Below are 25,760 nucleotides of genomic sequence, written 5' to 3'. Positions count from 1 at the left end.
TATTCAAAATGATTTTAGTACAAACTACACACAAAAAAATTAATATGTTTGTTATATTATTTAATATAAAATTATTTATTCAAAACTTTATATAAAAACTCTTTGGTTCTATTATGTTTAGGATTATTAAAGAACTCTTCAGGTTTTTCATCTTCAAGTATAATACCATCATTCATAAATAGTATTCTGCTTGCAACATTTTTAGCAAAACCCATCTCATGAGTAACTATAAGCATTGTCATACCTTCTTTAGCCAAATCTATCATAACGTCCAAAACTTCTTTAATCATCTCAGGGTCTAATGCAGAAGTAGGCTCATCAAAAAGCATAACCTCTGGCTCCATAGCTAAAGCCCTAGCAATAGCAATTCTTTGTTTTTGTCCGCCTGAAAGTTTGTTAGGGTAGGTGTCTTTCTTCTCAACAAGCCCAACTTTTTGTAATAGTTCAAGTGCTTTAGTTTCTGCCTCTTCTTTGCTTAAGCCCTTTAATTTCATTGGTGCTAAGATAATGTTTTCCATTACTGTTTTATGAGGAAACAAATTAAAATGCTGAAACACCATTCCAACCTTTTCTCTTATCTTATTTATATCAGTTTTTTTGTCTAATATGTTTTCACCGTCTATAAATATTTTTCCGTCGGTAGGCTCTTCAAGTCTGTTTATGCATCTTAAAAAAGTGGATTTACCGCTTCCAGAAGGCCCTATAATAGCAATAATCTCACCCTTCTCAACATTAACATCTATTCCCTTTAATACTTCTAATTGATGAAACTTTTTATGTAAATTTTCTACTTTAATCACCTTGTTTAAGCCCCTTCTCTACCTTTCTCATAAACATAGCAAAGATAGAAGTTAATATCAAATATATTATACCCACAGCAATAAGAGGCTCAACACCCCTATAAGTTTGACTGGTGATGATATTAGCCGAACGAAGTAAATCAACTCCACCTATAAACCCAACAATAGAAGTCTCTTTAAGAAGTGCAATAAACTCACTCACCAAAGCAGGAAGTATATTTTTAATAGCCTGCGGTATAATAATCTCTTTCATAGAAAGAACATAATTAAGTCCCAAAGCCCTAGAAGCCTCCATCTGCCCCTTATCAAGCCCCTCAATACCAGCCCTTATAATCTCAGCAACATAAGCAGCAGAGTTAATACCAAAAGCTATAGCAGAAATAATAAGTATAGGCGTATTTCTTAAAGCCCCCACAAATACAACATTCGCCCAAATCATTAGCTGCACAACCGCAGGTGTACCTCTTATTAAATTAACATACCCAAATGCTAACTTTGATATAGGATTAAATGTCTCAAACCCTTTAATATTTTTTAAAGGATAAATATGTGATAATTGCATAAGGGCAATTAATATACCAAGAACTATACCAATAAGTGTAGCAAATAAAGTAGTTCCTATAGAAAATAAAAGCCCCTTAACCATATACATATATCTATGATTGGCTATAAATACTTCTTTAAGCAACTCTAAATATTCTGTCATCTGCTTTCCTTCACGTTAATTAACTCTGCATTTTTTATCTTTAATATAAAAAATATTTTTTTACAAGCTCATCATATTTGCCGTTTTCTTTTAAAGTATCTAAAGCATTATTTACATCTTCCAAAAGCTTAATATCTTCTTTTCTAAAACCAATACAAAGTTCTTGTATAGATAAATCTGTTTTAATAGCTTTAAGGCCTTCATTATTCTTTATATAACCAACAGCTATAGGATGATCCATTATAGCAGCATCTATTTTGCCATTTTGTAATGCCACAATAGTATCTGCTGTTCTATTAAATCTCTCTATCTTATCAACTTTTTTACTCTCTGTTAAAGCAACATCGCCAACATATCCTAATACAACACCAACTGTATAGGTATTGTTTAAACTGTCAAAATTAGTGATAGTATTATTATCTTCTTTTACTACTATAGCTTGCTGAGATTCAAAATAAGGCTTAGAAAAATTAATCACTTTCTTTCTTGACTCTGTAGCTGTAATTCCTGCTATAAGTATATCTATAGTTTTTGCCTCTAAAGCAGGTATAAGTCCATCAAAAGTCATATCTTTTATTTCTATTTTCTTTCCTATTATTTTTGATATCTCATTTATAAGCTCAACATCAAATCCAACCACATTTCCGTTCTCATCTAAATATTCAAAAGGAGGATATTCAGCATTAGTGCCTACATACAAAACATCACTCTCTTCTTTACCGCAAGACAACACGGCAAGCAAAGAAATTAATAAAATAACTTTTAATATATTTTTCATTAAAATAATCTCCCACTAATAACTATATTAGAATATTATAAGCCTGCATTAAAATATTTTTCTATAAGCATATCATAAGTGCCATTTTCTTTTATAGTATTTAAAGCATCATTAACTTTTTTAAGTAATTCTGTATCTTCTTTTCTCATAGCAATAGCATATTCTTCATTTACTGAATCTGTAAGAATCAATTTTAAATCATCATTTTGATTAAAATATTGTTTAGCAGGTTCATAATCTAAAACTACAGCATCTACTTTTTTGCTTTTTAATGCTATTACAGCCTCTGATGTAGCACCATATTTCTGAGCATTTACATTAGACATCTCGCTTACAATTAAGTCCCCTGTATAACCTAATACAACACCAACATTTTTGCCTTCTAAATTATCAAAGCCAATAATATCATTATTGTCTTTATGAACTAATATAGATTGCTGACTGTTATAATAAGGCTCTGAAAAATTAACAAACTTCTTTCTCTCTTCAGTTGCTGTCATGCCAGCAATGATTATATCTATTTTTTTAGATTGTAAAGCAGGAAGAAGTCCGTCAAAAGCCATGTCTACAAACTCAATATCTTGTTTTATAATTTTTGCTACTTCATTAATTAAGTCTACATCAAATCCAACAATTTGGTCTCCTTCTCTATATTCAAAAGGTACAAATTCAGCATTAGTTCCAACATAAAGTTTATTCTCTTTTTTAGAGCAGCTCATAAAAGCTATTAAAGATATTAAAAGTATTGATGTAATAATTATTATTTTCTTAAACATTTTTTTATCTCCTAAATTTTTTATGTGTAAAGATATATAATATTAACATATTTTTTTTATTAATAAAATGTGTTTTTTTGATTTTTAATAGACAATTAGGCTTAACGCCTTATTAATACTTGAAAGAAAGAGAGTATTTTTATATTAGAAAAATTGTTAATCATAAAATAACTCCGTAATTTGAAGTTAATTATAATACAGCAAACAAAAAAGTCAAGTTATTTTAAAATGCGAGTTTTATATTTATCAAAAAGAGTATTAGAGAAATCTGTATATTCTATTGCCTCTTTTATGCCTTTTAAATTTATATTATATATATTTTTTGATTCTCTATATGGTTTTATTGTCATTGTATCATGATTAATTAAATCTTTAAAAAACTCAATTATTTCATTTTCCTGCACTATTCCAAATGAAGGCGAAACAGTATAAAGTATATCAAAATTATTTTTTTCTGAGCGAACTATTGGTTCTATTTCTGTTGTTTGTTTGTTATCAAAATAATATGATATTACAGCATCATCATTATTTATTTTATCATTATACCAAGTAATTGTAATGTTTAATTGTTCTTGTCTTGAAGCTATATATATTTCTAATTTATCATCAAGATTTAAAGACATTGTAACAGTTTTTTTATCTGTGCCGTCATATACAATGGTTTTTACTTTCCAATTATCATATTGCTTTGATGTAGCTATAGGGTATAGATTTAGAGCAAATAAAAATAATATAATTAATGTAATATTTTTTGTCATGATTTTTTATCCCACAAATTTAAATATACTATAATATACGAAATAAATAAAAAATAGTTTAACATATTATTTATAAAATACTATTATTATTATTTTAGGCTTAATTTAGGCTTAAAATTATAAAAACTTTGTTTAACTATATGCATAAAAAAATTAATTGGAGTAATGTTTTATGCATACAAAAATATATTCAGAAGCTCTTTATGGTATAGAAGGCATACCAATAACTATAGAAGTAAATATATCAGAAGGCTTGCCGAAGTTTGATGTGGTAGGTCTGCCAGACCAAGCAGTTAATGAAGCAAAAGAGAGAGTAATTGCAGCAATAAATAATAGCGACAGATTTTTCCCGCCAAAGAGAATAACCATTAATTTAGCTCCAGCAGATTTAAAGAAAACAGGAAGCATGTATGATTTGCCTTTTGCTTTGGGTATACTTTCATCAAGTGCACAATTATTTTTTTCTGATTTTATGGACAACACTATAATACTTGGGGAGTTAGCATTAGACGGAAGTGTGAGAGAAGTAAAAGGAATATTTTCAATGCTTTTGAATGCCAAAGAGCTAGGAATAAAAAATGCTATTATACCTTTTAACAATATGGAAGAAGCTAATATTATAGAAGGAATAAATCTATATCCTGTAAAAACACTAAAAGAAGCAATGGATGTTTCTGAAGGTAAAAGAGAGGCTATAATATCCAAAGGCAATTTTAATTTTACATCCGATAACAATGAAGCTGTGGATTTTTCTGAAGTAAAGGGGCAGGAATATGCAAAGCGAGCTGCAATGATAGCTGCTGCAGGCGGGCACAACTTTATAATGATAGGCTCCCCCGGATGCGGTAAAACCTTAATAGCAAAAAGAATACCAACAATACTTCCGCCGCTTACTTTTGAAGAGGCTATTGAAGTGACAAAAATATATTCTTCTTATGGTCTGCTTTCAAAAAATATGCCTATAGTAAAAAAACGCCCATTTAGAATACCTCATCATACTTCTTCTCATGTGAGTCTTGTAGGTGGAGGTAGAAATATAAAAGCAGGAGAGATTACTTTAGCACATAATGGAGTATTGTTTCTTGATGAGTTTGTAGAGTTTCAAAGCTCAGCTCTTCAAACTTTAAGAGAGCCAATGGAAGAGAAAATTATTACCATAAGCAGAGCAAATGGAAGTATTTCTTTTCCTGCTAATTTTACTTTGGTTGCGGCTATGAACCCTTGCCCTTGCGGTTATTATGGAGATGAAAAACACACATGCAGATGCTCTGAAAATGCAAGAAAAAAATATATTGCTAAACTTTCAGGCCCTATATTAGACAGAATAGATATATCAATAGAGGTTAGAGGAGTTGATTATGATAAAATGATTTCAAAAGCTGATGGAGAGAGTTCTTCTTCTATGCGTAAAATAGTTACGGATGCAAGAAAGATACAAGAGAAACGCTTTAGAGAAAATGGAGTTAAGATATTTTCAAACTCATCTATGGGTATAAGAGATATTGAAAAGTTTTGTATATTAGACAGCAAAGCTAAAAATATATTAAATATGGCTATGCAAAAATTTTCAATGAGTGCAAGAAGCTATAATAAAATATTGAAAGTTTCAAGAACTATAGCTGATATAGAAAATAAAGATATAATAGAAACATCACATATAACAGAAGCTTTGCAATATAGATTTAATTTCAATTAATGCTAAATAATATTAAACTATTATTAATTTTTAAAATAGTTTAATATTATTAATTTTTTATATATTATTTTTTTTCAAATATGATATAACTTCATCAACAAAAATCTTATCTCTAAAAGCAATATGCTCCAACAACCAATCTTTTAAATATTTCAAAAACTTATTAGCAACGAAAGGCTGACCCTCTTCATATTTTCTAATTTGATTAACTAATTCCATACAAAAGTTTTTATGCATAGCCTTATGATTTTCAGCATCAGAATAATTAATTAAATCCATAATCTTTTCTTCTGTTTTGAAATGATATTGAGTATAATCAATACATTTTTTTACTGCCTTAATAAAAGCACCATTAGTATCATTGCTATTATTAATAGTACTTAAATAAAGTTCATTAATGATGTTAACAAGTTCTTTATGCTGGCTGTCTATAATTTTGTGCTTAGTTTCATAAATAGGACGCCATTTAATAAATAATTCAGAATCCTTTTCCTCTTCTACAACATCAATGTTTTTTTCAGTATCATTCATAAATATTATACCTCCTCATTATAATATATATCTACTAATATCTCTATTTTCTTCTATATCTTTTACAGCTTCCTTAACATTATCGGATGTTATCTTTATAAATTCGCCGCTATGTTCATCAGCACTAAAAGAAATTTCTTCAAATACCTTCTCCATAATAGTATAAAGTCTTCTAGCTCCAATATTTTCAACATTAGTATTAATATTATATGCCAAATCAGCTATTTTTTCTAAAGCCTCATCTTCAAACTCTATAGTAACACCCTCAGTTTTAAGTAATTCCTGATACTGTTTAGTAATAGCATTCTTAGGATTAACAAGTATATCTTTAAAATCTTCTTTAGATAAAGCCTTTAATTCAACTCTAATAGGAAACCTTCCTTGCAACTCTGGTATTAAATCAGAAGGCTTATTAACATGAAAAGCACCAGCCGCTATAAAAAGTATGTGGTCAGTTTTTATAGGACCATATTTAGTATTAACAGTTGTACCTTCAACTATAGGAAGTAAATCTCTCTGCACACCATGACGGGCAACATCTGCACTATCAGTTTTATTTCCGCTAGCAATTTTATCTATCTCATCTAAAAATATTATACCCATATTTTCAGCCAAAGACAAAGCATCAGAAGTAACTTTTTCCATATCTATTAAACTTTCAGACGCTTCATTTATAAGATATTTCTTAGCTTCTTTAACTCTTAATTTTTTATTTTTCTTGCTTTGCGGCATAATGCTTCCAACCATAGACTGAATCATATCATTCTCTTCAAATCCCATTCCGGGTATTATTCCAAACATTCTGCCCTGACTAGATGATATTTTTATTTCAACATAGCTTTCATCAAAATCTCCATTAGCTATGCGTTTTTTTATCTGTTCTTTAGCATTATTTTTTTTCTCAGCCTCTTCAGCAGATATTATTTCATTATCCTCTTTTTTTACAGATGGAAGTAAAAGCTTAGCAAGTTTATCCAAAGCAATATCAGTGGCCTCTTTTTCAACCTCTTTCATCATAGAAGTTTTAAGCTCAAATATGGACGCATTAACCAAATCTCTCACCATACTCTCAACATCTCTTCCCACATATCCCACTTCAGTATATTTAGTAGCCTCCACTTTGATAAAAGGAGCATTAACTAATTTAGCAAGCCTCCTCGCAATCTCTGTCTTACCAACACCAGTAGGCCCTATTAAAATAATATTCTTAGGAGCAACTTCATCTTTTAACTCCTCAGGTAAATGACGTCTTCTATATCTATTTCTTAAAGCTATAGCCACAGAACGTTTAGCCTCTGTTTGACCTATTATATATTGATCTAAAGCCTCAACAATTCTTCTAGGTGTAAGCTCACTTTCTAATTTTGCATCAAATGACATAATCTATTCTATTACCTCCAAAGAAATATTACTATTGGTATATATACATATCTGTGAAGCAATCTCTAAAGACTTTCTAGCTATCTCTTTAGCAGAAAGATTAGTATTCTCACTCAAAGCCATAGCAGCAGCCTTAGCATATTGTCCGCCGCTTCCAATAGCAAGTATATTATTCTCACTCTCTATCACATCACCATTACCAGATAGAAGCAACATTTTCTCTTTGCTAGCTACTATAATAAGTGCCTGCAAATTTCTAAGCATCTTATCAGTTCTCCACTCACGAGCAAGCTCCACAGCAGCACGAGTTAAATCCCCCGAAAACTCCTGAAGCTTCTTTTCAAATTTTTCAAACAATGTAAAAGCATCGGCAGTAGAACCAGCAAAACCTGATATTACCTTACCCCCGTATAGTTTTCTTAATTTAACTGCATTAGGCTTCATCACAGTTTCACCTAAAGTAACCTGTCCATCTCCAGCTATAGCAGTAACACCGTCTCTGCATACTGCACATATAGTAGTGCCTTTAAACATATACTATCCTCTTCATACAAAGTATTATTATATATTTTAATATATATTCTATTCTAATGCAAATTTTTTAATAAGCTAAGAATAATTAATTTTATATTATATAATATACTTAAAGAAAGAGTTTTGTCAATTTATGTATTTTTGTAAATGTGTGTAGTTTTTTAGTATACGATAAACAATTATATTTTTTATATGAATTTTTATTCAGCTTTTTCCCGCCTTCGCTCTGCGGACTTCGTCAAAGTTTTCGCCCTTCGGGCACGCTTCGCGAAAATGCAAATGTTTTAACTTTATATGTTGTAATATGTATTAAATATGAAATAATATATGTATCTTTGTATAAAAATGCAGTTCTTTTGGTTCTTTTATACCAATACCGAGTAGGTGCCTATCAGCAAAAGAACTGGGGGTGTGTACCCCTAGGGCACGCTTCGCAGGGGGTAGTCCCCGAAGAAAACAATAAAATTTAAAATATATTTTTGATAAACTAATAATTTTTAGTATATACTTAAAAATTCACTCTTCATCAACTATAGGTTTCTCTATAATCTCTAAAACCCTATTAACTTTATCAACTTTTCCGAAATAAGCACCAACAAATGGTATAGAAATCTCTTGTTTACTCTCTTCTAAAGAAATGACAAAAACATAATTAGACGGCAAAGAATATAAATCTACTACTTTTCCATATAACTTCCCATCAGAATCTATTACATTGTATCCTATAATTTCAGCCTCATAAAAACTATTATCGTCTAAAGAAGGAAGATTCTCATAGTCAATATAAATATCCTTGCCTATTAAAGCTTTAGCATCATCAATATTGTCTATTTTTTCCAATTTAAAAACAAAAGATTTATTTTTTTTCTTGATATTTATTATTTTATATTCTTGATTGTCAATATATATATTGGTATTATTATTTAAAAAAGGAAGAGAGGTAAAATAACTTTTATCTAGAAAAGAAGATTCTACCTCTCCATTTAAGCCATGCACACTAGTGATAGTTGAATAAAAAATTTTCAATTGTCAATAATCTCAAGCATAACACGTTTACCGCTTTTCATAGAAGCAGCAAAAAGAATAGTTCGTAAAGCATGAGCAATACGGCCTCTCTTACCTATTATCTTACCTATGTCGCTTTGATTAACCTTGAGTTCGAGAATAGTACTTTTCTCACCTTCTATTACTTTAACACTAACCCCTTCAGGCTCATCAACTAGCTTTTTAGCTAGGTACTCAATAAGCTCTTTTTCTTCCGTCATAGCACACTCCTTTTATTATAATATATATTAAGCCTCAGTGTTACTTTCTTCTGTTGTTACCTCTGGCTTAGCTTGTGCACGATTTTTACGTCTCTTCTCAGGATTTTTTAATGCTCTTCTTTGTTTTCTGTCAAGCGGTGCACCTTTATCTTTTTCCATTAGGCCTTCTTTTATAAGAATACTCTTAACTGCATAAGTAGGCTGTGCACCATTAGAGAGCCATTTCTTTATGTTCTCTAAATCCAATTTGTATAAAACATCTTTAGCCTTAGGATTAAACCAACCCAACTCCTCTATAAAACGACCATCGCGTGGAAAACGAGAATCTGTTGCCACTACACGATAATGAGGTTCATGTTTGCGACCTATACGTTTTAATCTTAATTTTACCACCTTTCTTTCCTCCAAATTATTATTACATTAATTTATTTAAATCTTCTATAGACATACCTATGCCCTCTAGGGATTTTGCCAATTTATTCATCTTTTTAGTACTGCCCATCATATTCTTCATCATTGTAAATTGTTTTATTAACTGATTTACATCATAAATACTCTGACCACTACCATTAGCTATACGCATCTTTCTTGAATTGTTCAAAGGGAATAATGCAAGACGCTCTTTTTTAGTCATTGATTGTATAATAGCTTTATATTTTACAAACTTCTGTTCTTCTCTGCTTATCAATTCATTATCTACATTAGCCATTCCCGGTATCATAGAAGTCATTTTAGATATACCGCCCATTTTGGTCGTAGCATCTATCTGTTTCAAAAAGTCATTATAATCAAAATTGTTCTCTATAACTTTTTGAAGCATTTCCTGAGCTTCTTTCTCACTTATAGCAGCACGAGCTTTTTCAACAAGTTTTACTATATCACCCATTCCAAGTATTTGACCTGCAACTCTTTTTGCATCAAATACATCTATATCTTCTAAATGCTCACCAGTACCTATAAACTTCACTGAAGAACCTGTTGCATAACGAAGTGATAAAGCAGCACCGCCTCTAACACCAGAATCAAACTTAGTAAGTATTACGCCATTTATGCCAATATTACTTTGAAAACTCTTAGCAACATCAAACACACTCTGACCTGCTGTAGAATCCACAACGAGTAATTTTTCTGTAACATCAACAGAATTAACAACTCTCCTAAGCTCAAGCATCATCTCTTCATCTATCTCTAAACGACCAGCAGTATCTACAATAATCATATTGTACTGCTCTTTCTTAGCGATAGACATAGCTCTTTTTAATATTTTATAAGGCTTTTTCTCTTTAGTATCTATATGACAAGGAACACCAACCTCTTTAGCTAATACTGCTAATTGCTCCATAGCCGCAGGTCTGTGCACGTCAAGACCAACAAGAAAAACTCTTCTTTTATCTTTATAATATTTAGCCAATTTAGCAGAAGTTGTTGTTTTACCAGAACCTTGTAAACCAAATAGAAGTGTAACTGTAGTTTTTTCTACTGGTTCTAATTTAAGACCGCTTTCACCCTCACCTATCATAGAAACCAACGTATCGTGGACATCAGCTACAAATTGATTAGCGGGATCTACATTTTCTAGCCTTTCTTTGCCTATAGCTCTTTTCTTTGCTTCTTCTAAAAATTTATCGGCTGCTTCTAGAGATACGTCTGCTGATAATAATGCTTCTTTTATGCCTATGAGGGTATCTTCTATATCTTTTTCAGATAAGACTCTTTTATCACGTAATTTGGAAAACACGTTAGATATAGATTTTGTTAAATTATCAAACATTTAAAAACACCAATAAATCAATAAATTATGCATAGCTATTCTAAAATAAAAGCATAAAAAAGTCAATAACTTTCGGATAAATTCATACTAACCACTATTACTTAAAATGTTTTTTTCACCTTTTAAAAATATTATCTAACATATAAAACAAATTTTTTATATATTTTAATTACAAACTAATGAAAATTATATATATTTAAAAATTAAAATAAAAAAAGTCGATATTAATACAAATTATGAAAAATATATTAAAACTAATTATTCTTACATCAATACTAATTAGCTGTAAATTAGAAAACATTACAGGCACAGGTGTAGATAATAGGTTTGCAGGAACTTGGCTTGGAACTATTATAATAGAAGAAGAAACTAATCCAAACATACCTGATATGCCAAAACCTCCAGGAGATGAAGAAAATACAGAAGAAACTGTTAAAAAAAAAGATATAACTGTTATTATTAATGCAGACGGATCAATAACTATAGATAAAGATAATATACCAGCATCAAATATATATAAAGATATAATAAATAATATACACTACTATACAATATCATATCTCACTTCTTATGAAGAAAACTCTACAACTTTGTTTAATTACATGATCATATTTGAAGATAATACAAAAGCCACAATAGAAGGAGTAACTATCACAACATTAAATCAAAGAGAAGAAAGAACAAAAGTACCAGAAACTGCTATAAACAAACAAACCCAAACTAATGAGACAACTTCTATACAATAAAATTCCTTAATGACTATTGTGTAAAAAACTAATTAATTATAATATATACTAATCAAAAAATAAAACTTGGTTGAATTAATATATGAACAAATTTTTTAAATGCGACAAACCTAAAGAAGAATGCGGAGTATTTGGTATATACTCAAAAGAAATAAAAAAAGACATATTAAAAACTCTTAACTATGCACTATATGCTCTTCAGCATAGAGGTCAAGAAAGTGCAGGAATAACAATATCAAATTATAAACATTTATTTACTTATAAATCTATGGGACTTGTTTCAGATTTATTTTCTACAAATATACCAAAAGAAACAGAAGGAAATATTGCTATAGGACATGTAAGATATTCTACTACAGGAGAAAGCAGAATAGAAAATGCTCAGCCTCTTGAGAATTTATTTAGATTGGGTCAAATAGCCATAGCACATAATGGTAATCTTACTAATGCATATCAATTAAGAGAAAAACTAGAAAATGAAGGTGCTACATTTAATGCTACATCTGACAGTGAAGTTATAATTAAATTAATAGCAAGAAAAACTGTTAATAATTTTATAGACGGAATAAAAGAAACTATAAATATAATTGAAGGGGCTTTTGCTTTAGTTATAGTTGTAGACGGCAAATTAATTGGAATTAGAGACCCGTATGGAATACGTCCTTTATCATTAGGTACTAACTCTAATGGAGATTATTTTTTGGCTTCTGAATCTTGTGCCTTAGATGCTGTTGGTGCTAAATTTGTGCGTGATATAGAAGCCGGTGAAATGGTTATTATAGATGATAATGGTGTTCAATCTATAAAATATAGAAATAATAATTTACAACATTTCCCTTGTGCATTTGAACATATATATTTTGCAAGACCTGAAAGTAATATAGATGGTATTAATGTATATAATGTAAGATTTCAAACAGGTGTTTTACTTGCCAAAAAAAATACTGTAGATGCTGATATTGTAATAGGTGTACAGGACTCTGGAACCATTGCAGCATTAGGTTTTGCCAAAGAAAGCGGTATACCTTATAGCATCGGCTTGGTTAAAAACAGATACATCGGAAGAACATTTATTATGCCAGAGCAGTCAAGCAGAGAAGAAACTGTTAAATTAAAATTCAATCCTCTAAAACATCTAATAGATGGAAAAAAAGTTATATTAATAGACGACTCACTTGTAAGAGGCACTACAAGCAAAATACTTATTGATATAGTAAGGAAAGCAGGTGCTAAAGAAGTGCATTTTAGATCAGCTTCGCCTGTTATAAAAAATCCTTGTTACTATGGTGTTGATATATCTTCCAAAAAAGAACTTATAGGAGCAAAACTCTCTGTAGAAGAGATTCGCAAAGAAATTAATGCTGATACTTTAGAATATTTATCTATAGAAGACATGTTTAAAGCTTTAGGCGGCACTAACTATTGTATAGGCTGTTTTAACGGAGAATATCCAACATCAATACCTAAAGAATAATATTTAAATAATTATTATATAATACTATATTTTTATTTATAGTTTTTTGGTTATTATAAAATATTGTTTTAAATTTTATATATCATCATTTTCTTTATTATCTTCATTTTCTTTATTATCTTCTTCTGCCTCTTCGCTAGTTTTATTTAACTTTTCTATTCTAATCTTCGTAACAATATTTCCGCTCTTTCCAACAACAGTAAAAGAATAACCATTATATTTTATAGCCTCATTTCTCTTTGGAAGCCTTCCAAGATAAGAAAATAAAAATCCGCCAACCGTGTCAGCATCATCATCTGGTATGTCTGGAAATATTCCATATTTATTTATCTCTTCTATTCTCATTCTAGCATCAACTAAAAAACTTCCGTCATCATTACTTTTTACTTCATCATCATCGTCCTCATCAAACTCATCTCTAATATCTCCTATTATCTCCTCAAGTACATCTTCCATAGTAACAATACCAGAAAATCCGCCATACTCATCAACAACCATAGCAATATGTATCTGCTTAGTTCTAAAATTCTTCAAAAGCTCCATAAGAGAAATAGATATAGGAACAAAAAAAGCCTTGTGTATTATCTTCTTTAAATTAAAAGTTTTTTCATCTATATCTACCAAATCCTTAACATAGAGCACTCCTACAATATCATCTATGCCATCTTTATAAACAGGTATCCTAGAGTTTCTATCTCTATTAAAAGCCTTAATAACCTTCTCATAGCTTGTATCTATATGAAGCATATTTACATCAACTCTCGGTATCATTATATCTTTTACATTCTTGCTTTTAAGCTCAATAGTGTTTATTACAATCTCTCTCTCTTCTTCTGTTAATAAGCTTAAATTAATATAATGATTCTTGTCATTACAATTATCCTTATTTTTTTTAACTATTTTTTTTAATATCTTTTTTAGCGGCATTATTATAATTCCCTTTTATATGTTCAATTATTTTTTTATATAATTCTCTCATTTTTTTATAATTTTTTTTAAGAGATTTTTCTGTATAATTATGATGTATACCCTTCAAATGAAGTATAGAATGAACTATTAATTTTATAACAGTCATTTTTATTTTATCTTCATTATATCTATCTAAAACCCACTCATAAGAAATAACAATATCACCTCCCTCATTAGCTTCTCCCATAGGAAAAGTTAATACGTCGGTTGCTTTATCTTTATTTCTAAATTGTTTGTTTAAGCCCCTTATGTAATCATCATTAGAAAAAACTAAATTTACTTCACCATCAATATTAGCAACTTCTACAGCATGGCTTAAAAAATATCTATAAATATTTAGATTAATATCATAATCAGTATTGTTAAAAACATTAACCTTTTTCATACCTATTTCTTTACTTTATCTTTATTATTAATAGCTTCTTTTTTAGTGTTTACATTTTTAATAAGTCTTTCTTTGGTTTTGGAAACTTTTTTAACATCTGCTGTTTTAGTATTTTTTTCAGTATTTTCTGATTTTTCATTTTTTTCGTTTTTATTATTATCTTTATTCTCTTTTCCTATGTCTTTTGGAAGCTCTGGATATTTTATTCTCTCATGCAATGAAATTAAAATCTTTTGTAAACTTATTCTTTTAATTGTTTCAATGTCTTGCAATGTAAGTCCACTGTCATTTAATTCGCCTTCTGTCATTTTACTTTTTACTATGCTGTCTATAAGGGCTGCTAATTTTTCTCTGGTAGGAGTGTCTATTGTTCTGCTTGCCGCTTCTATTGAGTCTAATATCATTAATATAGCAGTAATTTTAGATTGAGGCTTTGGACCTCCATAAGTAAATAAACTCACATCTATATCTGGGTCTTCTTTTAGAGCATCTGCATAAAAATATTTTATTAAGCTAGTACCATGATGTTCTTTTATGGCTGCTATTATCTCTTTTGGAAGCCTATATTTTTTTGCTATCTCCACACCAAAGCGAACATGCGATTTTACTATGGCAGCAGATAAAGTTGGTTTTAATTTATTGTGTCTATTATCATTTCTATTTGTATTTTCTATAAAATATAATGGGTTTTCTATTTTACCTATATCATGATAGTATGCAGATACGCAGGCTAATCTTCCGTCCTCTCCAATCTCATCTGCAATTGTCTCTACCAAATTAGCCATATTAATAGAATGGTGATAAGTACCCGGTGCATTAATTTGAAGCTGTCTTAAAAGAGGGTTGTTCAAGTCTGCCAATTCCTGAAGCCTAAATATTGTAGCAGTTTCGAGTAAATACTCACAAATAGGAAGAATAATCATAACAAGTATTGCCTGTATAAAGCCGCTTGCAAAAGCAAATACAAAAAGCATATAATTAAAACTAAAATCGTCTTTAATAAATGCATTAATTAATGATACTATGCTTAAACATACACCAATCTGAATACCTAACCATAAAACTCCATTTCTGTTAGTGATTTTCTTTGTAGAAACAGAAGTTATCATGGATATTACAAAGAGTGAGAAAAACTCATACACATCGGCCTGAACCATATTTGCAGCTAAAAGAGTTATACATACAGTTACAATAGACGAAATTCCTCTTCTTGCACCAAGTAAAGTATTGAGCATAGAAAACATTGGTATAAAAATGTATATATAAGAAGGTATATTTATAAGTTTATCCGATACATAATTACTTATAAAATATGCTATAGACATAATAAGCAAATATTCTAAAGCAAATAAAATAAAATTCTTAAAGTTTGTATAGAAATCTATATTATATTTAAATATAATGTATCCAATAAAACTAAATAACATTAATATAAATAATGCCTGTCCTATTAATATTCTTATATTATATTCAAGAAAGCTGCTATTATCTAATATATATTTTAAAAGCTTTACTTTATCCTCTGTAACTCTTTCTCCCTCTTCTAAAATAGGAAAACCTGACTTTATTGTTGTATATATAGGCTCTACAGATAATGGAATTTTATTTATCTCTTCTTGAGTTCTTTCAGAGTTATAAATTAAATTATCTACTAAAAAAGCATTGATAATAGAAGATATTGTATTGATATGAAATACATTCAAATCATTATATCTATTGCCTAAAATAGAGCTAATTTCATTTCTTAAATTCTCTAAAAAGAATATCCTGTTTTTTGCCGCTATTCTCTCTTCAACAACATAATCATTATACTTATAAATAAATATTCCGTTATTAAGTATTAGTCTTAAAGTTTCAGGAGTTAAATTTCTTTTGGATATTATGCCAACATTAAATAAACTATCAAGTGTCTCTACTACTTTAGATTCATATTCAACAGTATCTCCATTAATAAGAGCATTAGAAAAAATAGTTTTATTAATATTTAAATTATATTCTGATGTTACAGCATTATATATCTCATCAAAAGAAGTATTATTAGTATCAAAACTTCTAATAAAGTTAAACATATTGCTCACTTTTGATAATGACTCTTTTTCTATACTCTCAGGCATCTCAAATATAGGTCTTACATTGGCTTGTAAATATACTATTAATCTTTGAGTCTCTTCTACATTTTTATATTTTATATTATTTTTAGCAATTAATGGTTCTTTTACAGTTTCGCCAATAGATGGTATTGTAATTTTTTGCATATAGTTTGGAAATACCAATAATAATGTTACCACATATAAAACTAATGCTATTAACAATTGAAATACTCTCTCCATATTAAGAGTTTTATTGATTATAGATTTAATAATTTTTTTATTCGTGTTCATAATAAATTTTATCCATATAATTTTTACATCTTTATGTTATCAGCATTATCATAAGCTTCTAATATCTTAGAAACCAACCTATGCCTTATTACATCTTTTTTATCAAAATGATGAAAAGCTATACCTTCTATATTTTTTAATATTTTAATAGAATGCTCCAAACCAGATTTTACATTTTTAGGCAAATCACTTTGAGTAATATCTCCAGTAATAACAGCCTTAGACTTTTCACCTATTCTACTTAAAAACATTTTCATCTGAGCAACCGTAGTATTCTGTGCCTCATCAAGTATTATAAACGCCCTGCTTAAAGTTCTTCCCCTCATATAAGCTAAAGGAGCTACTTCTATTTTGTTCTCTTCTGTGTATCTTAATATTATATCACTAGACAAAAGACTATACAAGGCATCATATACAGGTCTCATATACGGAGAAATCTTTTCTTTAAAATCACCCGGCAAATATCCTAAACTCTCCCCCGCCTCAACAACAGGTCTAGTTATTATCATACGTTCAATTTTATTTTCTGCAAGCAAACTTATACCATAAGCAACAGATAAAAATGTTTTACCAGTGCCTGCAGCACCTGTAGAAAAAACTATATCATTAAAAATCATCTTCTCTAAATATTCACCCTGAGATATGGTTTTCATCTCTATGTTTCTTCCAAGGTATGGCAATTTTATACGCATATTAATTAAAGAACTCTCACGCTCTTTAAATACATTGTCCGATATATTAATAACCTTTTCTAAAGAAATTTCTGTATTAGAGATATACATGTCTTTAAGTATATATATTACCTTTAGGGTATCTTCTATATTTGAATAATCACCCTCTATAGTTAATTCATTTCCTTTCGGATATATTGAAACATTAAATTTATTCTCTAAAGCTTGAAGATTTTTATCCTCTGCACCGCAAATAGAAATATATGCATCATAATCTTTAAACTTTACTTTATTGTCTAATCTTTTTTTATTTATCTTTTTATCCTTAAATTCTTATTGTATTATATATAGTACAAAAAAATTAATTATTGTCAACATTACATATATTAAAATTTAGCTTGTAAAATAAGCAAACAAATTTGTTTTTATTATTATAAAGATATATTATATTTTACTTTTGAATGCAAAGTTGTTAAAGTTGTTAGTGAAGAAAATAAAAAATTATTAATGTTTATCAGAGCCTCAATATTTTTAATTTGAAAATTACAAACTTGTTAAAATCAAAGATTCATATTTTAGAGACTCTGACAGCATCATATTATAATTAATGGAGAATATATAATTATAAAAGGTTTTAAATTTTGATTAAATTTCTAATACAATAAAAAACTTGTATATAAATTACTCTCTGCTTGAGAAAACTTTATCTATAATGCCATACTCTTTAGCTTCTTCGGCACTCATAAAATAATCTCTATCCATATCAGCTTCAAGTTTTTTAAGTTCCTGACCAGTATGCTTAACAAATATGTCATTCAATATAGCTTTTAATCTGATAGTTTCTCTTAATTGTATTTCCATATCAGTAACCATACCTCTAGAACCGCCGGAAGGTTGGTGTATCATAATTCTAGAGTTTACAGTAGCAAATCTCTTACCGCTAGCACCGCCTGCAAGAAGTAAAGCACCAGCAGAAGCAGCCTGACCAACACATAAAGTAGCAACATCAGGCTTTACATATTGCATAGTGTCATACATACCCAAAGCAGCAGTAACAACTCCTCCGGGACTATTTATATATAAAGAAATATCTTTTTCGGGGTCAGCTGATTCCAAAAACAACAACTGAGCTATTACAACATTTGCCACATCATCATTAATCTCTCCGCCCAAGAATATAATTCTATCTTTTAAAAGTCTTGAATAAATGTCATAAGAACGCTCGCCTCTGCTTGTTTGTTCTATAACATAAGGTATAGTCATATAGCTTTTTTCTATATATTTTTTGTCAACTCTATCAAATTTATTCATCATAAACCCTTTTTAAATTATCTAAAAATTAATAACCAGCCCAAAGATCATTTTCATTAGCAACAAATCTTCCAGCATCTTTTTCTGTGATATTGATATGCTCTTTTATATAATCTAATATAGCCTCTGATACAGCTCTGTTTTCTGCCTCTTTCATTATATGATTAATAATGTTTTGCTGCTCTTCTTTAGGTCTTTTTGATAATCCTAAATAGCTTTGATATTGATAAAGTCTATTAGCATATTCTTTAGCTTTATCTTCATTTATGTTAAGAGAATCTTTATAAACATCAGCAAACTTAGCCATAATTAAATCAAAACTAATTTGTTTTTTAACATTCTCTTCATATTCTTTTTTAATATCTTCTTCTTTTTTACCAACAGAAATAAAGAAATCTGTTTTAGTCATTCCGTTTCCAGAAACTTGTCTTTCAAAGTCTTCTAAAGATCTATCTAATTCCATTTCATAATAGCCTTTAGGTATATCAACTTTCACAAGCTCTAACATTTTATTAAATATAGCATCATTTATAAGCTCAGAATCTGCTCTAGCTTCTGCTCTTCTAACTAACTGTTCTTTTAAGCTCTCTTTTACTTTTTTTACTTCCTCTTCTTTAGAGTCATCTTTAACATTTGGCTTTTCTACTTTTAATATTTCCATAATCAAAGTAGCTTCTCTGCCATTAACATATGTAGTTAAAAGTTTTTTATCACCTTTTTTAACATCTACAGCATTTTTAGCAAATATAGTTTCATTCTCGTTGTCTGTAGCTATAACAGTTAATTCTTTATTATATTTTTTATTCTCTTCATCATCAAACTCAATTTTTACATATACTTTATCACCAAGCTCAGATTTTAATTCGCTCTCTTCAAAAGGAGAAAATCTCTGTAAAGATAATTTATATGCTTTTTCAACAGCCTCATCATCAACATCATATTTATTTTTTTCGAGAGTGATAGATGAAAGTTCAGGTAAAGAGATATCAGGAAGAGGATAATATTCATAAGTAAGATGAAGACCATCATCTTTATTTTCCATGTATGAAAGTTTAGGAGTAGCAATACATTTAGCATTTTTTTCATCGCTGTAAGTATTCCAAACATTTTCTATCATAACTTCATTAGTAGCAGATTCCAAACCTTCTCTATATCTAGAAAGTATAATATTGTTAGGAGCATGTCCAATTCTAAAACCTTTAATATTAACTTTAGGTTTATAATATTCAATTTGTTTTTCTAATTCTTTATTATAAGCATCTTTAGAAACAACAACTTTTAGAGTAACTAAATCCTTATCATCTGTAGAAGTTTCGAAGTTAAAATCTTTAATTTCCATTGATATACAACCTTTATATAAAAAATTAAAAAACCCTCAACAGAAATAATTCTATCGAGGGTTATCTGATGAGCGGGAAACGGGACTCGAACCCGCGACAGTCTGCATGGCAAGCAGAAACTCTACCAACTGAGTTATTCCCGCATTAGACTTGAAAAATATTATAACACAACCATATTTAAATGTCAATAGCTTTTTCAAAGTTTAATTTTATTTTTTTAATAATTTACATAATAAAAAATAATTAAGCATTTTGCTATTATACCGAAAAACTAAGATAGTATAATATAAAAAATAGGGGGAAGAATGTTTAAATACACCATAGAAGGCTCTAAAAATATTAATGGAACAGTAAAAATTTCTGGTTCTAAAAATGCATCACTTCCTCTTTTGGTAGCTTCAATACTTACTGATGAACCTGTAACACTTCATAATGTGCCAGATTTGGTTGATGTGCAGGTATTAATAAATATATTAGAACCATTGGGAAAGAAAGTTGATTTTAAAAACAACACTACTGTAATAATATCCCAAAACGGCAAAAGCGATGAAGCTCCATACAAATTAGTAAAAAAAATGAGAGGATCTATTATAGTGCTTGGTCCTCTTCTTGCAAAACGTAAACATTGTAAGGTTTCATACCCCGGCGGCTGTGCTTTTGGTCCAAGACCAATAGATTTGCATCTGAAAGGAATGGAAGCATTAGGGGCTAAGATTGATATCACCGCCGGTTATATTGATGCTAGCGTAAAAGAAAATTTAATAGGTGCTGATATAAACTTATCTGGAAAAAATGGTCCCACTGTTTTGGGTACAGATAATGTTATGATGGCTGCTGCTTTGGCTAAAGGTAAAACAATTATAAGAAATGCAGCAAGAGAGCCAGAATGCACAAACTTAGCAGAGCTATTAAAAGCTATGGGAGCAAAAATTGAAGGAATAGGAACTTCTACTCTCACAATAGAAGGCGTTGATTATTTGAAAGGCGTAGAGTTTGAAGTGATACCAGATAGAATAGAAACAGGCACTTTTTTGGCAATGGCTGCCGCTGGAAGAGGTAAATTAAAATTAGAAAATACTAATCCAGAGCATTTAACTTATGTATTGGATTTACTCTCTTCTATAGGCTGTGATATAAAGACCACAAAATCAACTATAGAAATAGATGCATCAAATAAAGAATTAAAGCCTTTTGAAATAGAAACACTTCCATATCCGGGCTTTCCAACAGATTTGCAGGCCATATTTACAACTTTAGCCTGCACAATAAAAGGTTCAAGCAAGATAAAAGAGACTATTTACCCAGATAGATTCAGCAATGTACCAGAATTAATACGTATGGGTGCTAATATAGAATTGTATGAGCCTAGCATTGTTGTAAACGGAGGATACAAACTTTCTGGTGCTGATGTACAGGCTAGTGATTTACGTGCTGGTGCTGCATTAGTTATTGCAGGTGCTGTGGCAGAGGGCGTTACAGACCTTCACAGAATATACCACATAGAAAGAGGCTATGAAGACTTTGTAAATAAATTAAACAAAATTAATATAAAAACAGCAAAAGAAAAAGATGACATTTTATAAAAAAGGGGGATATATAAATGGTTAGAGGAGTTTATACAGGTGCAAGCGGAATGATAGCCGAACAATATAGACTTGATGTTGTGGCTAACAATTTGGCTAATGTTGACAAACCGGGTTTTAAAAGAGACACTGCTACTTTCAAAGCTTTTCCAGAAATGATGGCTGCTAGAACTGAAGATGATGGGGTTGTAATATTTCCTCTTGGTTCTACAGATATAAGACCTTATGTTGGAAGACTTGGTACTGGTGTGGAAGTAAATGAAGTTTTTACAGAGTGGGAGCAAGGTTCTTTAAGAGAAACTGGTAATCAGCTTGATATAGCTTTGGGCGATAAAGGATTTTTTGCAGTTGAAACCCCGCACGGTGAAAGATACACTAGAAACGGAAGCTTTTTAATTGATAAAGATAATTATCTCGTTACAAAACATGGCTACAAAGTAATGGGTGAAAATGGTTATATACAAATAAAAACTAACAACTTCAATATAGATGAAGAAGGAAGAATTAGCATTAACAGAAGATATCAAGACAACGAAGACTTTGTTCAGTTTAATGATAATGAATGGGAAGATGAAGAAATACTTGACACACTCAAAATAGTTCGCTTTGAAAATGAAAGATACCTTAAAAAAGAAGGTGATTCATTCTGGGTAGATACAGACATCAGCGGTCCTGCCTATATAGCTCAAAAAGGCGTAGACAGACCTAAAGTATTATCAAGATTTTTGGAAATGAGCAATGTAAACCCTATAAATGAAATGGTTAGAATGATAGAAGTTCAGCGTGCTTATGAATTGAACTCAAAAACTATAACAACACATGACACTCTAATAGGAAGAGTAGTTAATGAGGTTGGAAGAGTGTAAATTAATATTTTGATAAAAATTGTACGATAATGTATAATAATATCTAAAATTATATAAAAGGAATGGATTATTCTATGGCTGTAGAAAAACCTCAACAAAAAACTATATTCTCTCTAAAAATGCAGCTTATTTTTACATATATAATAATAAACCTGCCTATATGGTATATTATATTATACTTTTTTGTATACAGTCATAAGATTCCTTTCTACGGTATTAAAATAATAGCAACTGTATTTTCTGTAGTATCAATATTAAAATACTTCGAAATTTGGAAAAATGGAATAAATATACAAATAGCTAGAAAAACTATAAGACTATTTACAGCAACTTCTATAATTAGTTCATTCTTAGAAATAGTTTTATACAATATATTAAATAAAGATGTTTTTGTATATACATCTATTATAGCGATGATTGCATGTTTATTAGTAAATGGCGGTGCTGTTTCTTTAACTCTTCTTTCATTCAAATTAGCTACACTTAAATTAGACCTAGAAGTTAATATTAATACTTTCTATATACCTATTACAACTAAAATTTTATATACTATCTATTTCTTTTTCTTTTCTGTTGTATTAGTGTTTTTAATCTATTCAATTAATGTAAATGAAAACTTGTATATAAATAATTACATTAATAACACATTAAATGAAATAGTAAAAATAGATAATAATATATATTCATTAAATAATAGTATAAGAGATGATTTAGATGTTTATAATAGAATTATCAATAATATTTATTCAAATGGATATACTCAAAATAGAAATATCTTAAGAACAGAAATAGAAAATAGATTGTCTTATATAAATAGAGTATCAAAAAATAATTATAAAGCAATTTATATAAATATGGATAGAGAGTTTTTAGATTCAAACCTTGCCTATTCGATAAGTATAACTAAAAACGCCTCTTCTAATAACAATGCTTATACATTAAGAACAGCAGATAGTTTAACAGCTCACCCGCTATTAGAAAATAATGCTATAAGAAGAGATTTTTTTGTATCAATAACAGCTAATGATAGAAATGATATTAATATATCTGCACACTACCCAATAACTCTAAACGACATTCAAATCGGATATATAATATCAGACATTAGTATAAATGATTATTACAGCAATATGATTACAAATACTTCTCTTTCAGATTTATCATATATATATTATGATTTTAATACAAAAGATGTATTATTAAGCTCAGAATCAGAAAATATATTAGAAGATGCTAATTTAATATTAAGAGTAAAATCAGCTAATTTAATGAGATATGTTTCTGAATTTGGATCTCAATTAGGTAATAAGTATTTTTATGTTACTCCAATACTCAATATAAACGGCAATAGAACTATGGTTATAATGTATTATATAAAAGATTTAAATGTTATTGCTGTATATTATAAAGATCTTACTAGTATAATTAAAAATTCTGCTATAGAAAGAGATATATCCGTAATATTATCTATAGTTATAATAATATTCTTAGTAGTTTCAGGAACTTATTTATATATTATAAGACAATTATTTAAACCAATAGATTCGGCTACAGAATCTGCTAAAAGCCTTATAGGAGGTAAGGGAGATTTAAGAAAAAGAATATATTCTAAAAATAATGATGAAATTGGAGTATTAGTATATAACTTTAATTTATTTCTTAATGGTTTAGATGACATCATAGGAAATTTAAAAACAGAAAGTAATAATGTATTTAATGAAATAAAATTAATAGACAAAGCAATAGAATCAAATGCTCAAATGGTAAATGACCAGAGTGCTAGTATTACACAAAACATAGCAAGTGTAAATAACATTATTAATTCTATTAAAAATGTGACAAACTCTTCAGAGCAGCAGAAACATGCATTCTCATCAGCTTCTATTGCTGTAGAGGAATTATTACAGACAATTTATAAAATAAGTGATAATATGGAAAAACAAGCTTCTGCAGTAGAGGAAACATCTTCTTCTATAGAAGAGATGATATCCAACATTACAAGCGTAGCAAAAAGTATTACAAAAGCACACTCATTCTCAAAGAAATTGCTTATAGATGCTCATGACGGCGGAGATATGGTAGATGAAGTGATAGAGGCTGTTAGGGGTATTGAGGAAAGCTCTGACCAAATTAAAGAGATAGTTAACGTTATTCAAGGCATTGCTGAACAAACTAACCTTTTGGCTATGAATGCAGCTATAGAAGCAGCACATGCAGGAGAACAAGGTAGAGGTTTCTCTGTAGTTGCTGATGAAATTAGACTACTTGCAGAACATACTGCAGACAATACAAAAACTATTACAAACATCATTAAAACTATTACTAAGAGAATAGATGAAACAGTAGAACTTGCTAATAACAGCGGAAAATCTCTAGAAAATATACTTGATATGTCTGAGAACACTTCAAGGGTTGTTGCCGAAATTAATACCGCAAACAGTGAGCTTGAAATAGGCGGTAGAGATATACTTGAAACTATTAAACACTTAAATAACATCACTATGGGTGTAAAAGAAAATGTCCGAGAACAGATTAATAGCGGTGACGTGGTAGATAGTCAAATTACTTTATTAGACCAAATTAACAAAGAGGTTGCTGAGATTATTCAAGCTAATAGTGTTGGAGCTACTGAGGTTGTTAGCACTATGGCTTTCTTAAATGAATTATCTGTAAAAACCGCTAAAAGTAATCATGAATTCTTTATGGTTACTAGTAAATTGAGTGAAAGCTTTAATAAATTCCAATCTCTTATGTCTGGATTTATTACAAATGTTGATGAAGTTGAAGATGAAAAACCTGATGATATAATATTAAATTTGGATACAGAAGAATTTAATAATGATGATAATGATAAAGATGTTAATAAAATGAATGAAAATGAATCAGAATATAAAATAGATACGGAAATAGAAGAATTAGAAAAAGAATTAGTAAATAGTTCCAAAAATGGCTTTTCTAAAAATGATAATGTTCTTGAACAATTAAAAGAAGATTTTAAAAACCCTGATATGTTTTATTAATATACAAAAATATCATATT

Annotated in this window: 24 protein-coding genes and 1 tRNA gene; 6 read left to right on the top strand and 19 right to left on the bottom strand. The window is 29.3% G+C overall.

Annotation, left to right across the window (positions count from 1 at the left end):
* Nucleotides 1-71 precede the first annotated feature (71 nt).
* From GQX97_RS06070 to GQX97_RS06050, 5 genes are all read right to left on the bottom strand, one after another.
* The gene (locus GQX97_RS06070) at nucleotides 72-800 is read right to left on the bottom strand and encodes an amino acid ABC transporter ATP-binding protein (RefSeq protein ID WP_157151064.1); all 729 of its coding nucleotides are present in this window, start codon (nucleotides 798-800) and stop codon (nucleotides 72-74) included.
* A complete protein-coding gene (locus GQX97_RS06065) occupies nucleotides 793-1,506 on the bottom strand; it encodes an amino acid ABC transporter permease (protein ID WP_157151063.1) in 714 nt (237 codons plus the stop codon). The genes GQX97_RS06070 and GQX97_RS06065 overlap by 8 nt, the downstream gene beginning before the upstream one ends.
* A gap of 40 nt (nucleotides 1,507-1,546) precedes the next feature.
* Nucleotides 1,547-2,284 (bottom strand): basic amino acid ABC transporter substrate-binding protein, encoded by a 738-nt coding sequence (locus GQX97_RS06060; protein WP_157151062.1) that lies wholly within the window; start codon nucleotides 2,282-2,284, stop codon nucleotides 1,547-1,549.
* 35 nt (nucleotides 2,285-2,319) lie between these two features.
* The gene (locus tag GQX97_RS06055; RefSeq protein ID WP_157151061.1) at nucleotides 2,320-3,060 is read right to left on the bottom strand and encodes a basic amino acid ABC transporter substrate-binding protein; all 741 of its coding nucleotides are present in this window, start codon (nucleotides 3,058-3,060) and stop codon (nucleotides 2,320-2,322) included.
* A gap of 218 nt (nucleotides 3,061-3,278) precedes the next feature.
* Nucleotides 3,279-3,818 (bottom strand): hypothetical protein, encoded by a 540-nt coding sequence (locus tag GQX97_RS06050; protein WP_157151060.1) that lies wholly within the window; start codon nucleotides 3,816-3,818, stop codon nucleotides 3,279-3,281.
* Between the two features lie 172 nt (nucleotides 3,819-3,990).
* Between GQX97_RS06050 and GQX97_RS06045 the strand changes: the two genes are divergently transcribed.
* Complete coding sequence (locus tag GQX97_RS06045) at nucleotides 3,991-5,514, top strand: YifB family Mg chelatase-like AAA ATPase (protein WP_157151059.1); 1,524 nt, start codon at nucleotides 3,991-3,993, stop codon at nucleotides 5,512-5,514.
* Between the two features lie 57 nt (nucleotides 5,515-5,571).
* On the opposite strand, the gene GQX97_RS06040 is transcribed toward GQX97_RS06045, so the two are convergent.
* The 7 genes from GQX97_RS06040 to GQX97_RS06010 form a co-directional block, all read right to left on the bottom strand.
* Nucleotides 5,572-6,045 carry a bacteriohemerythrin gene (locus tag GQX97_RS06040; protein ID WP_157151058.1) on the bottom strand — a complete coding sequence of 158 codons (474 nt, stop codon included), beginning with the start codon at nucleotides 6,043-6,045 and terminating at the stop codon, nucleotides 5,572-5,574.
* An 18-nt stretch (nucleotides 6,046-6,063) separates the two neighbouring features.
* On the bottom strand, nucleotides 6,064-7,425 hold the full coding sequence (gene hslU, locus GQX97_RS06035; protein WP_157151057.1) for an ATP-dependent protease ATPase subunit HslU: 1,362 nt from the start codon (nucleotides 7,423-7,425) through the stop codon (nucleotides 6,064-6,066).
* 3 nt (nucleotides 7,426-7,428) lie between these two features.
* Nucleotides 7,429-7,959 (bottom strand): ATP-dependent protease subunit HslV, encoded by a 531-nt coding sequence (gene hslV, locus GQX97_RS06030; protein WP_013244233.1) that lies wholly within the window; start codon nucleotides 7,957-7,959, stop codon nucleotides 7,429-7,431.
* Between the two features lie 516 nt (nucleotides 7,960-8,475).
* Nucleotides 8,476-8,985: a ribosome maturation factor RimM gene (gene rimM / locus GQX97_RS06025; protein WP_157151056.1), complete on the bottom strand. Its 510-nt coding sequence runs from the start codon at nucleotides 8,983-8,985 to the stop codon at nucleotides 8,476-8,478.
* Nucleotides 8,982-9,224, bottom strand: a complete 243-nt coding sequence (locus GQX97_RS06020) for a KH domain-containing protein (RefSeq protein ID WP_008726607.1) — start codon at nucleotides 9,222-9,224, stop codon at nucleotides 8,982-8,984. The genes rimM and GQX97_RS06020 overlap by 4 nt, the downstream gene beginning before the upstream one ends.
* Before the next feature lie 27 nt (nucleotides 9,225-9,251).
* Nucleotides 9,252-9,617, bottom strand: a complete 366-nt coding sequence (gene rpsP, locus GQX97_RS06015) for a 30S ribosomal protein S16 (RefSeq protein WP_157151055.1) — start codon at nucleotides 9,615-9,617, stop codon at nucleotides 9,252-9,254.
* 22 nt (nucleotides 9,618-9,639) lie between these two features.
* Entirely contained in the window at nucleotides 9,640-10,995 is a 1,356-nt protein-coding gene (locus tag GQX97_RS06010) for a signal recognition particle protein (RefSeq protein ID WP_157151054.1), read from the bottom strand.
* Between the two features lie 236 nt (nucleotides 10,996-11,231).
* Here GQX97_RS06010 and GQX97_RS06005 point away from each other — a divergent pair, with 236 nt between their 5' ends.
* Entirely contained in the window at nucleotides 11,232-11,741 is a 510-nt protein-coding gene (locus tag GQX97_RS06005; RefSeq protein ID WP_157151053.1) for a hypothetical protein, read from the top strand.
* Nucleotides 11,742-11,823: 82 nt separating this feature from the next.
* Nucleotides 11,824-13,215 (top strand): amidophosphoribosyltransferase, encoded by a 1,392-nt coding sequence (gene purF / locus GQX97_RS06000; protein WP_157151052.1) that lies wholly within the window; start codon nucleotides 11,824-11,826, stop codon nucleotides 13,213-13,215.
* A gap of 75 nt (nucleotides 13,216-13,290) precedes the next feature.
* Here the strand turns inward: purF and tlyC are convergent, their stop codons facing one another.
* From tlyC to GQX97_RS05965, 7 genes are all read right to left on the bottom strand, one after another.
* A complete protein-coding gene (gene tlyC, locus GQX97_RS05995) occupies nucleotides 13,291-14,142 on the bottom strand; it encodes a hemolysin C (protein WP_157151051.1) in 852 nt (283 codons plus the stop codon).
* Nucleotides 14,108-14,569, bottom strand: coding sequence for an rRNA maturation RNase YbeY (gene ybeY / locus GQX97_RS05990; protein ID WP_157151050.1), 462 nt, complete (start codon nucleotides 14,567-14,569; stop codon nucleotides 14,108-14,110). The genes tlyC and ybeY overlap by 35 nt, the downstream gene beginning before the upstream one ends.
* A gap of 2 nt (nucleotides 14,570-14,571) precedes the next feature.
* Entirely contained in the window at nucleotides 14,572-16,950 is a 2,379-nt protein-coding gene (locus GQX97_RS05985; RefSeq protein WP_157151049.1) for an HD family phosphohydrolase, read from the bottom strand.
* A 23-nt stretch (nucleotides 16,951-16,973) separates the two neighbouring features.
* Nucleotides 16,974-17,732: a PhoH family protein gene (locus tag GQX97_RS05980; RefSeq protein ID WP_157151048.1), complete on the bottom strand. Its 759-nt coding sequence runs from the start codon at nucleotides 17,730-17,732 to the stop codon at nucleotides 16,974-16,976.
* Nucleotides 17,733-18,302: 570 nt separating this feature from the next.
* Entirely contained in the window at nucleotides 18,303-18,932 is a 630-nt protein-coding gene (gene clpP, locus GQX97_RS05975; protein WP_157151745.1) for an ATP-dependent Clp endopeptidase proteolytic subunit ClpP, read from the bottom strand.
* A gap of 28 nt (nucleotides 18,933-18,960) precedes the next feature.
* Complete coding sequence (locus GQX97_RS05970; protein ID WP_157151047.1) at nucleotides 18,961-20,271, bottom strand: trigger factor; 1,311 nt, start codon at nucleotides 20,269-20,271, stop codon at nucleotides 18,961-18,963.
* A 71-nt stretch (nucleotides 20,272-20,342) separates the two neighbouring features.
* Nucleotides 20,343-20,415: transfer RNA gene (locus tag GQX97_RS05965), tRNA-Gly, on the bottom strand.
* Between the two features lie 162 nt (nucleotides 20,416-20,577).
* Between GQX97_RS05965 and murA the strand changes: the two genes are divergently transcribed.
* The 3 genes from murA to GQX97_RS05950 all read left to right on the top strand — a co-directional run bounded on the left by murA (nucleotide 20,578) and on the right by GQX97_RS05950 (nucleotide 25,741).
* On the top strand, nucleotides 20,578-21,855 hold the full coding sequence (murA, locus tag GQX97_RS05960; protein WP_157151046.1) for a UDP-N-acetylglucosamine 1-carboxyvinyltransferase: 1,278 nt from the start codon (nucleotides 20,578-20,580) through the stop codon (nucleotides 21,853-21,855).
* Nucleotides 21,856-21,872: 17 nt separating this feature from the next.
* Nucleotides 21,873-22,721: a flagellar basal-body rod protein FlgF gene (gene flgF, locus GQX97_RS05955; RefSeq protein WP_157151045.1), complete on the top strand. Its 849-nt coding sequence runs from the start codon at nucleotides 21,873-21,875 to the stop codon at nucleotides 22,719-22,721.
* Between the two features lie 74 nt (nucleotides 22,722-22,795).
* The gene (locus tag GQX97_RS05950; RefSeq protein WP_157151044.1) at nucleotides 22,796-25,741 is read left to right on the top strand and encodes a methyl-accepting chemotaxis protein; all 2,946 of its coding nucleotides are present in this window, start codon (nucleotides 22,796-22,798) and stop codon (nucleotides 25,739-25,741) included.
* Nucleotides 25,742-25,760: the final 19 nt, after the last annotated feature.

It is taken from the genome of Brachyspira sp. SAP_772 (genome assembly GCF_009755885.1).
Classification (GTDB): domain Bacteria; phylum Spirochaetota; class Brachyspiria; order Brachyspirales; family Brachyspiraceae; genus Brachyspira.
This window is presented reverse-complemented; position numbering and strand designations above follow the sequence as displayed.

What these genes read in the sequence shown, in the direction of transcription:
- GQX97_RS06065 (WP_157151063.1), bottom strand. Translation starts at nt 1,506, where the DNA reads ATGACAGAATATTTAGAGTTGCTTAAAGAAGTATTTATAGCCAATCAT.
- GQX97_RS06060 (WP_157151062.1), bottom strand. Translation starts at nt 2,284, where the DNA reads ATGAAAAATATATTAAAAGTTATTTTATTAATTTCTTTGCTTGCCGTG.
- GQX97_RS06055 (WP_157151061.1), bottom strand. Translation starts at nt 3,060, where the DNA reads ATGTTTAAGAAAATAATAATTATTACATCAATACTTTTAATATCTTTA.
- GQX97_RS06050 (WP_157151060.1), bottom strand. Translation starts at nt 3,818, where the DNA reads ATGACAAAAAATATTACATTAATTATATTATTTTTATTTGCTCTAAAT.
- GQX97_RS06045 (WP_157151059.1), top strand. Translation starts at nt 3,991, where the DNA reads ATGCATACAAAAATATATTCAGAAGCTCTTTATGGTATAGAAGGCATA.
- GQX97_RS06040 (WP_157151058.1), bottom strand. Translation starts at nt 6,045, where the DNA reads ATGAATGATACTGAAAAAAACATTGATGTTGTAGAAGAGGAAAAGGAT.
- hslU (WP_157151057.1), bottom strand. Translation starts at nt 7,425, where the DNA reads ATGTCATTTGATGCAAAATTAGAAAGTGAGCTTACACCTAGAAGAATT.
- hslV (WP_013244233.1), bottom strand. Translation starts at nt 7,959, where the DNA reads ATGTTTAAAGGCACTACTATATGTGCAGTATGCAGAGACGGTGTTACT.
- GQX97_RS06020 (WP_008726607.1), bottom strand. Translation starts at nt 9,224, where the DNA reads ATGACGGAAGAAAAAGAGCTTATTGAGTACCTAGCTAAAAAGCTAGTT.
- GQX97_RS06010 (WP_157151054.1), bottom strand. Translation starts at nt 10,995, where the DNA reads ATGTTTGATAATTTAACAAAATCTATATCTAACGTGTTTTCCAAATTA.
- GQX97_RS06005 (WP_157151053.1), top strand. Translation starts at nt 11,232, where the DNA reads ATGAAAAATATATTAAAACTAATTATTCTTACATCAATACTAATTAGC.
- purF (WP_157151052.1), top strand. Translation starts at nt 11,824, where the DNA reads ATGAACAAATTTTTTAAATGCGACAAACCTAAAGAAGAATGCGGAGTA.
- tlyC (WP_157151051.1), bottom strand. Translation starts at nt 14,142, where the DNA reads ATGCCGCTAAAAAAGATATTAAAAAAAATAGTTAAAAAAAATAAGGAT.
- ybeY (WP_157151050.1), bottom strand. Translation starts at nt 14,569, where the DNA reads ATGAAAAAGGTTAATGTTTTTAACAATACTGATTATGATATTAATCTA.
- GQX97_RS05985 (WP_157151049.1), bottom strand. Translation starts at nt 16,950, where the DNA reads ATGAACACGAATAAAAAAATTATTAAATCTATAATCAATAAAACTCTT.
- GQX97_RS05980 (WP_157151048.1), bottom strand. Translation starts at nt 17,732, where the DNA reads ATGTATATCTCTAATACAGAAATTTCTTTAGAAAAGGTTATTAATATA.
- clpP (WP_157151745.1), bottom strand. Translation starts at nt 18,932, where the DNA reads ATGAATAAATTTGATAGAGTTGACAAAAAATATATAGAAAAAAGCTAT.
- GQX97_RS05970 (WP_157151047.1), bottom strand. Translation starts at nt 20,271, where the DNA reads ATGGAAATTAAAGATTTTAACTTCGAAACTTCTACAGATGATAAGGAT.
- murA (WP_157151046.1), top strand. Translation starts at nt 20,578, where the DNA reads ATGTTTAAATACACCATAGAAGGCTCTAAAAATATTAATGGAACAGTA.
- flgF (WP_157151045.1), top strand. Translation starts at nt 21,873, where the DNA reads ATGGTTAGAGGAGTTTATACAGGTGCAAGCGGAATGATAGCCGAACAA.
- GQX97_RS05950 (WP_157151044.1), top strand. Translation starts at nt 22,796, where the DNA reads ATGGCTGTAGAAAAACCTCAACAAAAAACTATATTCTCTCTAAAAATG.